At 43.6% G+C, this 13,864-nt stretch carries 7 protein-coding genes; 1 reads left to right on the forward strand and 6 read right to left on the reverse strand.

The window, feature by feature from the left end; genetic code table 11:
- Nucleotides 1-10: 10 nt before the first annotated feature.
- Nucleotides 11-2,137, reverse strand: coding sequence for a tetratricopeptide repeat-containing sensor histidine kinase (locus tag FRX45_RS00590; RefSeq protein ID WP_152266444.1), 2,127 nt, complete (start codon nucleotides 2,135-2,137; stop codon nucleotides 11-13).
- 316 nt (nucleotides 2,138-2,453) lie between these two features.
- Between FRX45_RS00590 and FRX45_RS00595 the strand changes: the two genes are divergently transcribed.
- Nucleotides 2,454-3,794 (forward strand): hypothetical protein, encoded by a 1,341-nt coding sequence (locus FRX45_RS00595; protein ID WP_152266445.1) that lies wholly within the window; start codon nucleotides 2,454-2,456, stop codon nucleotides 3,792-3,794.
- 85 nt (nucleotides 3,795-3,879) lie between these two features.
- Here the strand turns inward: FRX45_RS00595 and FRX45_RS00600 are convergent, their stop codons facing one another.
- The 5 genes from FRX45_RS00600 to FRX45_RS00620 all read right to left on the reverse strand — a co-directional run bounded on the left by FRX45_RS00600 (nucleotide 3,880) and on the right by FRX45_RS00620 (nucleotide 13,752).
- Nucleotides 3,880-5,295, reverse strand: coding sequence for a Gfo/Idh/MocA family oxidoreductase (locus FRX45_RS00600; RefSeq protein WP_152266446.1), 1,416 nt, complete (start codon nucleotides 5,293-5,295; stop codon nucleotides 3,880-3,882).
- 121 nt (nucleotides 5,296-5,416) lie between these two features.
- Nucleotides 5,417-6,775, reverse strand: coding sequence for an alpha-L-fucosidase (locus FRX45_RS00605; RefSeq protein WP_152266447.1), 1,359 nt, complete (start codon nucleotides 6,773-6,775; stop codon nucleotides 5,417-5,419).
- Between the two features lie 144 nt (nucleotides 6,776-6,919).
- Nucleotides 6,920-9,757, reverse strand: coding sequence for a hypothetical protein (locus FRX45_RS00610; protein ID WP_152266448.1), 2,838 nt, complete (start codon nucleotides 9,755-9,757; stop codon nucleotides 6,920-6,922).
- Nucleotides 9,758-9,781: 24 nt separating this feature from the next.
- Nucleotides 9,782-11,599: a DUF4838 domain-containing protein gene (locus FRX45_RS00615; protein WP_226804811.1), complete on the reverse strand. Its 1,818-nt coding sequence runs from the start codon at nucleotides 11,597-11,599 to the stop codon at nucleotides 9,782-9,784.
- Between the two features lie 266 nt (nucleotides 11,600-11,865).
- Nucleotides 11,866-13,752: a beta-N-acetylhexosaminidase gene (locus FRX45_RS00620; protein WP_152266450.1), complete on the reverse strand. Its 1,887-nt coding sequence runs from the start codon at nucleotides 13,750-13,752 to the stop codon at nucleotides 11,866-11,868.
- Nucleotides 13,753-13,864 lie beyond the last annotated feature (112 nt).

The raw sequence follows: 13,864 nt of genomic DNA on the forward strand, positions 1-13,864 counted from the left end.
TCATTGCATCTTACCCGTGTGCAGGAATTATTGTATGATGAGCCGTTGAAGTCGCGCATGCAAAAGAAACATAAAAAATGGTACCGCCACCCTTCCTGTTTTCAAACCACAGCTTGCCTTCATGTGCATCCATGATCTGCATGCATATGGCCAGCCCCAGGCCGTAAGAAGGCTCCCCGGAACTACCTTGTCTTTTAGAATCGTCTGTCATCATGAATATTTTTTCTTTCAGGTTTTCCGGGATGCCAATGCCTCTATCTTTTATGGCTACTGTTACGCAGTTGTCTTTGAGTGTAAAATCAACATTAATATCACTCTTTTCCGGTCCAAATTTTAAAGCATTCCCAATGAGGTTACTGAAAACGCGCCATAGTTTCTCCCTGTCTGCGTGTACAGTACACGGAACGGCTTGTAATTTTATGATTTGCTTTTTCTCCATTGCTTTAGGCGCAAGCATATCCACACAATAGGAAACCAGTACGGCCAAATCCACCGGTATTTTATTAACGTCATTTCGCTTCTGACTGGTATGCAAAAGCTCCTCTATCAGTTGAACAGCATGGTGACTTGCTTTGCTGATCATTTCCAGCATTTTGCGCTGACCGGGCAGGTAATTATCATCTTTCAGTAAAAAATCACTCATACCTGCTATACCGCCAACAGGATTGCGAAGATCATGGGCCACCACTTTCATCATCCTGCTGTTTTCTGCATGGCTTTTTGAAAGGGCTGTGAATGTTTTCTGCAGATGGGTATTCTTGTCAGACACTTTTTTATTGAGGGCAGCCAGCACAACTATATGCTTTTTAGACTGGCGATTGTTCCGCCAGATCAAAAGCGTTACGAGCATTGCCATAACTGCGCCGATCGCGGTTATAATAAGGTATATGGTTTTGAGTTCATCTTCTTTTTGAAGCGCATACAATTCATACTCGTTTTTTAAATAGCCGAGTTCTTTATTAATATCCGGAGCGAGTATACCCCGCTCTAAAATATCCATTGAATCCTTTATTTCGGTATAACGTGTGAGATAGCTGCTGGCTTTGCGGAAATCATTGTTTTTTCCGGCTATTTGCGATTGCAGCAGGTTCCATCTTTTCAGTACTTCGGGATTAGGAAAACTGTCCAGTCCCATTTTCAACGATCGCAGTGTTTCGCCGGCCTCCTTCAGCCGGTTATTCCGGACATAGAGATCAGCCAGTTTGGAAAGCGACCAGGATACATCCTCCGGCGCCCGGCCGGGTAAGCTGTTGTTGCGAATGCTTGCTTTAAGCAATCGTTCAGCAGCAGAATCATTTCCTATCTCCATTAAATCTTTTGCCAGGTTACCATAAATAACGGCTTTTGCAGTTGCAATAAAAATGGTATCTAAAATCTTTTGGTTTTGTGCATTGTACCGGAAGGCTTTGTGTGCATTCAGATTGATATAATTCAAGGCACTGTCAAAATAATACACAGCGCTGTCATGCATGTTCTGCCTGCTATAGCACAATCCAATATTATCAAGATTGGCCTGCTGATTGGCAAATATGGTGTGCTCTTTGTTTGGATCGTTATTAAAATTGCAATTTGCCTGTTGCTCAAAGGCCTCTCTAAAATATTCAGCCGCCTCCGCATAGCGCTTATGATTATAGGCCACCAATCCAAGTCTCGCGCTATACGTTGTAAAAAGACAACTATCGCCAGTTTTAAATATAGCCTCACGGGCCAGGAAATAAAATCCAAATGCTTCATTGTAGCGTTTAAGCGCATGCAGGTCATCGGCTTTATACGATAAGGCAGTAGAATACCAGTACAGGTATCCCTTTTTATGCTTAAGCTGCTTAACAATCATAAGCATGCTGTCCGAATAAATCAAAGACCTGGCATAATCTCTTCTCTCCGTATAATAATAGCCTCTTTTGCAGCCGTATATTTCATATAATCGCTCAGCATAGGGAAGCTCTTTATATACCGAATCAATAGCGCTGAGATAAAGGGCGCTGTCTTCAATATATTTCTGTATTTTTCTGAAGTTGAAATTTTCGTACGATTGATGCCCGTCTTCCTGCCGGTGATTACGGCAGCAGACTAAAAAAAGCATGAAAGCCGTTAGTATAAACAGGATGGGAATCAGAATTTTTCCTTCACGCTTCATGGCAAACGTTTTTCAAACTGCATTCAAAGGTTTTGTGTTATACTCATAAACGTGTTTAATGTTCGTAGCGTATGCAAAGTATGCAGTGTTTATACAGTGTAGAGGTAAAATGCGGAAGATCATACTATGATACAGATATTTCTTTGTAGTAAGGGTTACAGCCACTCAGCCTTTCACACTTATCGCCACGTAGAAGGAAACCCTTACTTGTCAAACAAGTGTTCATATGTCGTCATATTCGGGGTTATATATTTTATGAGGTTGAATATCTATCTGCTAAAAAAAACTACATCTTCGCAATATAATAATCTACAAAATGAAACATTTCTTTTTTTTACTTGTCGTGGATATACTTTGCTCAGGCATATTGTTGGGTCAGCAAAAAGAGCGCATCATTAATAAAGAAGATTTTTCATTCCTTGAAAATATTACAAAAGCAGTGATGGATAGTTCGCGCATTTACCCTCACCAAAGTATCCCGTCATTTGGGTCCAATCAAACCGGGGGAATACTGATCCGGCCCGGCGGAAGAATAACCTACCCTGCTTTTTGGATCAGGGATTACGCCATGTCGCTTGAAACGGGTTTTGTAAAAAAAGAAGAGCAAAAGCACATGCTGCTATTAACCGCAGCTACACAATGCGATCAAACCTGGATCACCAAAGGAGGGAGCATGGTGCCTTTTGGGGCCATTGCCGATCATATCCGCATTGACAACAGCCTGCCTGTTTACTTTCCGGGCACCTACGATGTGGAAGAGCAGGGCGTAAAGGAATTTGGTATGTTTCCTCCCTATTGCGACCAGTTCTATTTTATAAGGATGGCTGATCACTATATAAAATCTACCGGCGACACTGCAATGCTTTTCAAAGAAATAAATGGAATAAAGCTCATTGACCGGCTGGAAACCGCCTTCAGAGTACCGCCTTCCCATAAGGAGAATCATATTGTTTATACCAATGAGGCTTTCAGGGGTGTAGATTTTGGCTTCAGGGATGCGGTTGAAATTACCGGTGACCTGTGCTACGCATCTATATTAAAATATGTGGCGGCAAATAACCTGTCGGATATTTTTACCTTATCGGGAAATAGAGCAAAAGCAGATCAATACAAACAAATTGCCCAATCCATAAAAAAAGCACTGCCCGTAATTTTCATAAATAAAGAGGGGATGTTGCTGGCTTCAACGGCTAAAAGCAGGCAGCCGGATGTATGGGCTACGTCCTTAGCCATCTATTTAAATATTCTTGAAGGAGAGGATGCTTTGAAAGCAAGCCGGCATCTTGCGGATGCTTATAAAAGCGGCACTTTGGCCTATAAAGGCAATATCCGGCATATTATAACAACAGAGGATTACAATACTGAAACCGCCTGGCAAAAATCTTTGGTTCCTAAAAATGAATACCAGAACGGCGCCTATTGGGGAACGCCCACCGGTTGGGTTGCCTTTGCCCTTGCCAAAGTAAACAGCGCTTATGCCCAACAGTTAATAAAGGAATATATAACCCATTTAAGAGAAACGGATTACCGCAAAGGACCCTCTTTTGGAGGTCCTTTTGAATGTATCTATCCGCCTTCCTATACCCGCGGTCCTGTTTATTTAACAACAGTTGCCTGCCCGTATATTGTTTTAAAAGCTATGGAAAATAAAAGATGATTTTGATGACAAAATACTGATGCCCTGGTTCGTGTCCGCACGAACCAGCTTCCAACTTCCGGTTCGTGACACAAACCGGGGCTTCCTATAGTTTATAATATTGCTCCCATCCTTTGCGTGGTGGCGCTCCCGTTAGTAAGGCATCGGCAAAGCGGTTATTGGTAATGCGCTTTGTTTCCCTGTCGAACAAAATTTTGGTATTGAGCCGTTGCGCCATTACGCCCAATGAAAACACCTGGCTTAAGGGGCCGGCAATCTCAAACGGGGAACGGGTTTTTTCCGATCCGCTGCAGGCAAGCAAAAAGTTGGCAAAATGGTTTGAAGGACTTTTAGGCACTTCCGGTAGTTTGGACGCCATTGCCTTTGCTTTTTCTTCGGGAATAATGGATAAGGTGCTGCCATGTGAACCACCTTTAAACGTCAGTTCCTTACTGTATATAATTTTACCGGGATTGAGTTTAGCCGGTTGAATTTTTCCATTGCTTGCAGGAGGAATATTGGGATCCAGTTCAGACACGCCATACCCTTCGGGCACCGCAGGAATATTATTCACACCATCATACCAGGTAATATCAACCGCCGGCATTTTTTTGCGCTGCGGAAATCTAAACAGCAGTGTGGTAGACATGGGATAGAAAAATTCATTATGCCCTTCCGCTTTGAGCGCGCTAATTTCATATGGTAGCCCGAGTTCTAAAAACTGGTGCGCGGTATCCAAAATATGCGCTCCCCAATCGCCCAGGGCGCCCATACCGAAATCGTACCAGCAACGCCATTGCCCCAGGTGATAATCTTTATTATAATCGTGATACTGTGCCGTGGTCAACCAATTGTTCCAGTCCAAAGTGGCAGGAACAGGTTCCGCTGCAGGAAATTTTTTGATTGAAGTATCCCACCCATGCCAGCGGCGGGCTGAATTCATGTGTGCAGTAATTGCGGTAACATCTTTTATAATACCGGCGTCTTTCCATGCTTTAAACTGAAAATAATTGGCTTCCGAATGTCCCTGGTTACCCATCTGGGTTACCACTTTATTGTATTTTTTTGCAGCCGCCATCATCAGCTCTATTTCATAAAAAGTGCGCGCCATTGGCTTTTCAACATACACATGCTTGCCCAGCCCCATGGCCATCATGGTGATGGGAAAATGTGAGAAATCGGGCACCCCAATAGAAACCGCCTCTATCTCATTGCCCGCCTTATCAAGCATTTCACGGAAGTTCTGGAATTTTTTTGCACCGGAAAATTGATCAATATTCTTTTGTGTGTGGGGCGCACCCATATCTATGTCGCAAAGTGCTACAATATTTGCAAGATCAGTGCCATGCAAGGCCTTAAGGATCTCGCCGCCACGGTTGCCAATACCAATACAGGCAAGATTAACTTTTTTATTTGCACCAATGATCCGGCTATAACTCTTTGCATTGGAATGCAACCCGCTCACGGCCAATCCTGCAGTGGCCAATGTGGCCGATTTTAAAAATCTTCTTCTCGATGACATGTTAGTTTGAAGTTTATAGTTAGTAATTTGAAGATATAAATGATCCTCAATATACAAACCATCCGTTTAAATTCCTTAACAAATCATGGCAGGTGATTGGATAAGAGTAAACTCCGGTATCCTACATTTCATAAACAGAAAAATCTTTGATTTGCGGCTGAGCAGACGATTCGGTTATGCTTAGCCGTACTTTATTTGTTGTTATACTGTCTACGTTTTGAATGCGCTTATGTCCCACCGAGCTGCCTTCCGCTATTTGTATCCATTGATTATCTTTCCAGGCCTCAATGATGTATTTCCTGATGCGCTCTCCTTTTGTAATATCTTCTGATATGATCACATGGTTAACAGGGAGTGGCGTGCTGCCAAGCGACAATTCAAGCGTTTCGCTGTTTCCTTTTGTGGAAGCAATCGGCACAGAAAATCTTTTTTTGATTTCGTTACCAAAGGCCTCCAGCCGTTTCATATCTTCCTGTGGCACCAGCCCGCTGGTGTCTACCACAATACCGATCAGCATGTTCGAATTGCGCCCCACGCTGGTAGTATAGTTTTTCACCAGCTGATCAACTGATAATATTTCCTGTCCATCGGCTTTCCAGAACCAGCCACCCTGCCAACCTGTACGCAAGGGAAAATCCGACTCCCCCGGACACCATATCGTACCTCCCGGATCACCCTTCATATCATCGCTTTTAATGGTCCCGGTGGCGGAAGTTGTAGCATTGGTTCTGCTCCAGTTAGGGTAAGGCGCCAGCCCTTCTTCATTACCGATCCAGCGAATGAGATTTTTAGCGTCTGCAGGTCCCTGGAAAACAACGGCATCGGGTTGCAGTTCCTTTAACAAAGGAGCCAGTTCGGGTCCGCCCTCCTTCACAGGCAATACCCCGCCATCAAACCATATTTCAAATAATTTTCCATAATTGCTCCACAACTCCGTTAATTGTTTTATCACTACATTATTATAGGTTTCCTGATCCATAGGACTTCCGGGTTGAACCAAACCGGGATTATCAACATAGCAATACCCATTCGCAGACGCACTGGCGTAAAGACCTGGTTTTAGATCATACTTTTGGCACGACCTGATAAAATCAGCTACAATATCTCCTTTACCATCTCTCCATGGACTATGCTTAACACTGTATTCATGGGCTGCTGTTGGCCACAAACTAAATCCGGAACAATGTTTTGCAACCAGTACTGCGTATTTGGCCCCCGCCGCTTTAGCGGCACGTATCCACTGATCGGTATCTAATTTAGAAGGATTAAAAACAGAAGCCGGGGGATGTGTGCCCCATTTCCGCCAATTATAATCAGGCACATAATTCACAACATCAAAATGAAACATAGCGCCAATTTCTGCATCGGCCCATTGTACGTGCGGTTCCGAAGGCAATACAGTATCCGCAGGATCATTGTTTTGTGTGCAGGCAACACCTACCAATACCAGCAGGAAAATAAGAAGTTTTGCTTTGAACATTTCTCAAAATTTAGTCATATGGTTTGTAAAAAAATATCTGTTGCAGGCTGCATCACAGGGTTTTGCCGAACGACCGTGTCCTTACGAACGCCCTGAACGCCCAACGCGATAGTCCACACGAAACAGTTTTTCAAATGACATTTTTTACGGCGTAAATACAAACCATTGCTGGCTTTTGGCAGGTATGGTTACCCGTAAGTTCAGCCTGGTTCCGTTCAACGTTATTTTTTTAGCCGGCCCGTCATTTTCACTCATGGTTGCCCGGTTTTTTAACCCGGTATAGTACAGGTCCGCTTCAATATTCCTGGTAATGGATTCATTCAACGGGTTATAAACCATCAATAACCCTTTTTCTTTGCCATTAGGATCGGCATGCAGTATGGCATCGTAATCCCTGCCATCGGGCCTGCGCAGGTGAACGATATCGGCATCTAATATTCTTCTGTGCTTTTTGTAAAAGTCAACCCATTTTTTCACCAGTATTTTTGTCTGGGGTGCATCATATAATTGGGGTCCACGATAACAGGCCTGCACACCCGCACCAAATAAATTGGCCAGGCGCTGTTCATAATGCGGCAGGTGTTCTTTGAGTGGTTCTATTGTAGCTGCAGCGCCGCCGCCATGGTATTGCACAAGCGGCACAAACATCCAGCCCATGGAAGGCGCCTTTTCCCAGGTACCGTCATATATATTCTGACGCTCAATAACTTCCTGCAATTCCCGCGGTAATGACCAGTTCGTTTCGCGATAGCCCATCGCTATTTTGGTGCTGCCATTTAAAAAATACCAGTCGGGTACATTAAGATAAATGCCTTTGCTCCTGCACCATTGGTAGAATTCCTGTATCTCCCTGAACTGTTTCCAGCGCGAATCTTCCAGGCCTCTGTGACCCGGATGATCAGTGGAAGCACAAACATCACCGGGATAAGAGCCATCATGTTCCAGCAGATCCTGCCCCGTAGTTTCATAAAAACGGTACAGTTTTTTAAAATAATCCTGTCCCCATTTGCTTTCCAGGCAGGGTGAGCTGCCAAATGCAGGCTTCATACCTTCGGGCATTACCACATCGTTTGCTGCGTTGATGGAACGGCTGGCCAACAACGAATATCCGCCAAGAGCCACGCCTTTTGATTTCGCGTACTCCTTCAGCGCTTTCATACGCTGCAGGTTGTGCTGCGAAGTATCTTCAATATTAAACCCGCTGCCAAAAGTCATGATCACCATTTCAAACCCTACTTCCGCGCATTGATCTATTGCTTTTTTAACAGGCTCATCCGCAGCGCTGCTTACATGCATGATGATGGGATTTTCGGTTACCCACGGTGCGATGGTCCGGTATAGCTTTCTTTCGCTTAATCCTCTCCGCTCCCTGTCGTAGCTGTCGTATACCAGCTCCCACAGCCGCATGCTTTCAAAAGATGCACCGGGCGCCAGTTCCTGTCCCATGCCGGTTTTGGGCATGCATACCAGCAGTGAAGGCGTTTGCAGTGCATAGTTTACCTGGGTGGTGTAGGAAGGATCGGTTTGCCATTCTACGCAGGCGTTTTGCGCCGCATTGGGCGACATAGAGCCAAACGCAAAATCACTTTCTGTAAATATAGGGGGCAGTTCCCAGCGCTCTTTATGTTCTACCGCGCTTTCTGCCTCTGTTACTGCCAGGTGCTCGCTTTTTATATTATTTACTATAATTTCCTGTTTGCTGTTGTTTTCCACACTCACCCATTTACTCAGCAGGGGTAATCCATCGTATAACTCGTAATGCACTTTTACGGTGAGTCCGCTCAGAAAATCAAAATCCGCATGCGTTTCGCCGGATTCGCCCAACAGCAATACCTGCTCTATTTTGCTGCGCCCCGTTGTCCCGGCTTCACCACGTACCATTTTGCCACCGCGGGGATCAGTCTTACCCACACGGATATGCGTAGGCATATTTGCATAGGGCAATTCAGTAAGTGTTGTATAGTTTTTACCATCGGCTGATATGCTGCATATCATTTTACCGGTAGCCAGCAAAATCTTCAAATAATACGATTTGCCAGGGTCAAAACCTTCGAAGCTTTGGGCTTTGCCGTCATGAAATATTCCAAATTTTTTGTTGCGGGGAGAAAGATAGAATTTGGATGATTTTTCCCCTTCAAACTGGAGCGCAATACCCGGACCATACCCGCTGCTTTGATCTGTGCCTGTATTCAGTTTACATATAATCACTTTCGTATTGGCAGGTAAAGGCTGTTCGCCAAACACCACTGCATTGGCAGGCGCCATTATTTCACCGGCCTTACCTTCGTTATTAAAAGCATTTGCGGCTGCATTGATCGTAACGATATTCCAATTGGGCGACAGTGTAATAAAATCCTCTTTCAGTAAAACCTTTCTTTGTGCATCTCCGGCAGTAAGGTTTTGGAAATTTCGAATGATGGCTTCATCGGCTTTGTAGGTAAAAGCTACTTCAATTCCTTTGGGCGGCCAGGGCAGTTGCTGCGATGACCATTCGGTACGACGGTTCCATTCAAAACGTGCTTTGATGGGAGATGTGGCGTATGATACCAGCTTTAAACTGTAAGGGTCGGCTTTCATTTCGGGTATCCATTCGGGTAAGAGATAGTTGCCAATAGGCTGCCCCGTTAATCCACCAGCTTTTATTTCATGTCCGTTTATCCAGAGCACAGCTTCGGGCGATACCGCCCGAACAAGCGCTTCATTGGTAACTAAATTATCCAGCCCAATGGTAGCGCCGTTGGGTGTCATTGTAAAAGTTCTTGTTATCAACCCGTTGCTCAGTGCCATATATCCTTCCGGCGTTTTGTATACCGCGGATTGCAGTCCGGCATTGCTTATCAGCCAGTCGGTTTTACTGCGCAGTAGCGTTTTGTTATACAGCGGAAGGGTACCAACATTCATATTTTGCGCACAAACACTACCAACAATGTATTGATATGCTGCAACAAATGCTAATACCGTTTTTAAAATATTTCTTTTCATGCTATGCTTATTTTAGTTAATACGCTAATTACTAGCTGATGGATGTTCCAAAAATGAAAGGTATTTTTCCATATATTCTTTAGGTGGCGTATGCCACTCCGCGGTTCTGCTTACATTGGTACGCACACAGTGATAAACAAACTCGTATAATATGTTTACTATTTTTGGATTGGGGATTAAAGCTCCATCTTCTCCCGCAGCAAATGCCCCCCTGCTCCCGGTTTTAACTTCTTTTGCTATCTCAAGCATGGCATAGTATACCGGAAGGCGTGCAGATTTGACCCTTACCAAATATTCCTGCTGATGTCGCACTTTCTTTTCCGCTCTGTCAAAAATCCGGTTGTATTCCGCAATTAATTTTTCCGATAAAAAGCTTTCTTTCTCCTGCACCGGAGACCCGAATATGGACATTTTGACACCTTTGCCGGATTGGTTATTATCGTGCAACAGTTTGATATATTCTTTTATACAGGCAGCGGCGGGACCGTAATACGCATTGAGAAATTCATTTTTTTCCTTTTCTATATCAATTTCCGGGTTCCACAACATTTTAGCGATCATATAGGCCCTTAACGGCGCAAAATCACCACCGGACTGAATATTGCCCTGTTCAAATAATGCAGATACATTATTATCCCTGAGAAACCGGATGTTGGGTTGTAATACACGCAGGTTGGGAAATGGAGCGAACAAGTTTGAAAAACGAATTACATAATCCCATACCAATATATTATCAGTAAGTTTTCCCCAGCCCATTAAGTCTTTGCTAAAAGCCTTATCGCCTGTTTCCATAGGATCATTGCGGGAGCTCTCAATACTACACAGCATAATGTTTACATTTTTGCGGGGTATAATGCCTTTAGGTGGCACACGTGAATACTGGTAGGCCAAAGTTGAAATAATTTTATCGGGGAAGCGCTCTGCCACCTTATTCACAAAAGCGATAATTGAACCTGAACCTAATGCAGGATATTTTTCTCCGCCATGAGTAGAAAGTAATTTTTCTTCCGGTGCAAAGGCAGCATACTTTTTATCCAGCGCAGCACAGTTATCGCATCGGCAATAATTCACATTATCGTTTTGGCTAACAGACCAGTATAATGCTTCCGGCTTCTTATCCATGGCAGTTTTTAGATTTTCACAAACGATCTCAAGCACATCAGGATTTGTTAAGCATAACTGCGCTTCGGGCTGGTAGCTGGAACCGTCCCACGAAGGGATTGTACCTGCATGTCTTTTGCCATCATAGAAGCTAAAATATTCAGGATGTGCTTCGCCGTATTCTTTGGGATCAAGCAGGCTGTGAAACGTGTGTACCCAATAGCCCCACTGCGTTTTATCGCCGCCTCTTCCTTCAAAGGAATGCAGTTTATGCCAGTTCATAAACTCTGGATCGTACACATCATTGTAATAGGTCTCCCTAAAACTGAAAGCCGGCAATTGTACATCATTTATCGCCGGAAGTACTATAGATTTTTGTTGAGGCAGATGCGTAAAATCTGATGTGTATTTTCTGCAGCCCAGATATTTATCCAGGAATGTATACACACTGTATATCACTCCTTTTTTATCGCCTCCTGTTAAGATTAATTTAGTGTTATCGGTTTTAATTAAAAGTCCGTCCTGCTTTAACCGATTATAATCTATCTGATCCTGCTCAGATCTGTTTACCCTGCCAATCAAAATTTCGGAGGGTGTGCTTTTTTCGTTATCGGCAACTACGGGTAAATTTACGCCTGTAATTCTGAACAAATAATCCTGCAGCACTTTAGCTGCCTGGATTTCTACTATCGTGGCTTTTTCAGGTATTACAATGCTATAGGCGGATCTGCCTTTTTTCACAAGAGTTATTTTTTGGGCTACAACCGTTGTTAGACAGCAGATTAAAAAAACTGCCAGGCAAAACAATTTTTTCATATTTAAGAATTTATTATTTAAAGTGTGTCTTACTTTAAAAGTAAGTTGAAAGATAATAAAAAGGCGTAAGTAGAAACAAACGCCTGTTTAACCTTAGTGGACATTTCCCTAAACTAACTGCTCGTTTATATTGACAAATACTTTAACCGGCAATACGAGGTGAATTTCATTTTTCAGCATTAGCAGAACATTTATTTCTTAGCTCTCTTTTCCAAATCTTCCCTGTTTATTATTAAGATTTTTCCAACAGCTATATTATTTTTAAAGGCCACGGCCCGTAACTGGTATATTCCTTCTGGAATTTCCACAGGCTGCCCGTTATATTCATTTGAAAAGGAATCAGGATTCGTATTATTAAATGTGTAATAAATTTTCAGGTCATCTATATCTGTACTTAAACTTACAAAGAGCTTATTCTTTTCATCCCGCTTTACATCAGCCAATATATCAAAAGCTGCTCTTGAGTAGTTAATTTCAGCCGCTTCGAGCCGATTAAAATGAGGCTCCAGCTTTTGTTGAAAATGCGTCCAGTTTTGTTTTGCTTCCGGCGACCAGAACACTTCCGCCAGAGCCAATCCGCGCGGCCATGTCATATACTCCGCATGACGACCGGTGGGAACAGATTCTGTCCACAAATTTCCCTGTCCGCCGAGTACAAGCGAAGGATTTACACTATCCGGCACAGGGTTCCACTGGTAGGAAGTTTTTAGCCGCAGCATACTGTAGGTATCCGGCTCAAGGGCGGGATCTCCCTGGTATAAATCAAGGTACGCTTTTTGGGCAGGAGTCATGACCACTTTATGACCTTGTTTCGCCGCTTCTATTCCACCCGTCATACCTCTCCAACTCATTACCGTTGCTTCGGGGGCAAGTCCTCCTTCCAGGATTTCATCCCAGCCGATGAGTTTTTTACCCTTCTTTTTTAATATGGTTTCTACACGCTTAATAAAATAGCTCTGCAGTTCATTTTCGTTTTTAATACCCTTTTGCTGCATGAAAGCCTGCACTTCTGCCGATTTCCGCCAGAATGTTTTCGTACATTCATCCCCGCCAATATGAATATATTCATTGGGGAAAAGAGCCGCCACTTCTTCAAATACCTTATCCAAAAATTCGTATACCCGTTCATCAGCCGGGTTCAGCGTATTGTCAAGTATATTATAAAATTTACTCCCCGGATTAACAGGATAGATGTAACCTGTAGCGGATAAATAAGGATAGGCCGCGATGGCAGCCAGGGAATGACCCGGCACATCAATTTCAGGTAAAACAGCAATATTACGCTCACGGGCATACGCTACAATTTCCTTTATATCTTCCTGTGTATAAAATCCCCCATCTGTAGCTTCTTCGTCTTTCCGGGGTTGATCATAGGTCCACCATTGCCCCATACGCGGTACCCGCCACGCCCCCACTTCTGTTAATTTTGGAAAGGCTTTTATTTCTATCCGCCAGCCCTGGTCATCTGTAAGATGCCAGTGCAATACATTGTACTTGTAGCGGGCCATCTGGTCAATATACGTTTTCACAAACGCCTTGGAGAAAAAATGACGGCTTACATCCAACAATAATCCTCTCCATCCAAAACGGGGGTAATCCGTAATCCGTACGGCGGGAATGATCCACGATGCAGATTGAACCATTTTCTTTTCTACAGCAGAGGGAAGCAGTTGCCGCAAGGTTTGCAACCCATAGAAAATTCCACCAGCATGCCGGGCGGTTAAGGTAATAGAACGGGTTGTAACCTCAAGCGCATAGCCTTCCCCATCTTTCACATCCCTTAATGAACCATTTAACGCCAACCTGACTTGTTTTTCTGAAGACCTGGCTTCGCTTTTAATCTTCAGGTCAAAACCAGTAGCCGGCGCCAACCATTGAACAAACATGTGAGCCAACTGGTTCAATGCCGTATCATCCAAAGGGGCTATAATAACCGTTTGTTTATCGAGTATAAACTCACCCTTTCCATTTACTATATGCACAGGTTCGGGGATAATAGAAATATCCCGGATTTGGGCGATGTTTTCCCCGGGAAAAAGGCCCATTATAAAAAAAGAAAATAAAAAAAGGTTCTTCATGATAAAAGAGATAAAATTGTTCCGTAATCCTTTGTGTTGGTTCACCGTGCAAGCATTTTATTTATTGTACATGATAAGCCGAAAGTCACCCTAAAATAGTCTGCACCCGTTT

It is taken from the genome of Agriterribacter humi (genome assembly GCF_009192765.1).
GTDB classification, from domain to species: Bacteria; Bacteroidota; Bacteroidia; order Chitinophagales; family Chitinophagaceae; genus Agriterribacter; species Agriterribacter humi.

What these genes read in the sequence shown, in the direction of transcription:
- FRX45_RS00595 (WP_152266445.1), top strand. Translation starts at nt 2,454, where the DNA reads ATGAAACATTTCTTTTTTTTACTTGTCGTGGATATACTTTGCTCAGGC.
- FRX45_RS00590 (WP_152266444.1), bottom strand. Translation starts at nt 2,137, where the DNA reads ATGAAGCGTGAAGGAAAAATTCTGATTCCCATCCTGTTTATACTAACG.
- FRX45_RS00605 (WP_152266447.1), bottom strand. Translation starts at nt 6,775, where the DNA reads ATGTTCAAAGCAAAACTTCTTATTTTCCTGCTGGTATTGGTAGGTGTT.
- FRX45_RS00620 (WP_152266450.1), bottom strand. Translation starts at nt 13,752, where the DNA reads ATGAAGAACCTTTTTTTATTTTCTTTTTTTATAATGGGCCTTTTTCCC.
- FRX45_RS00600 (WP_152266446.1), bottom strand. Translation starts at nt 5,295, where the DNA reads ATGTCATCGAGAAGAAGATTTTTAAAATCGGCCACATTGGCCACTGCA.
- FRX45_RS00610 (WP_152266448.1), bottom strand. Translation starts at nt 9,757, where the DNA reads ATGAAAAGAAATATTTTAAAAACGGTATTAGCATTTGTTGCAGCATAT.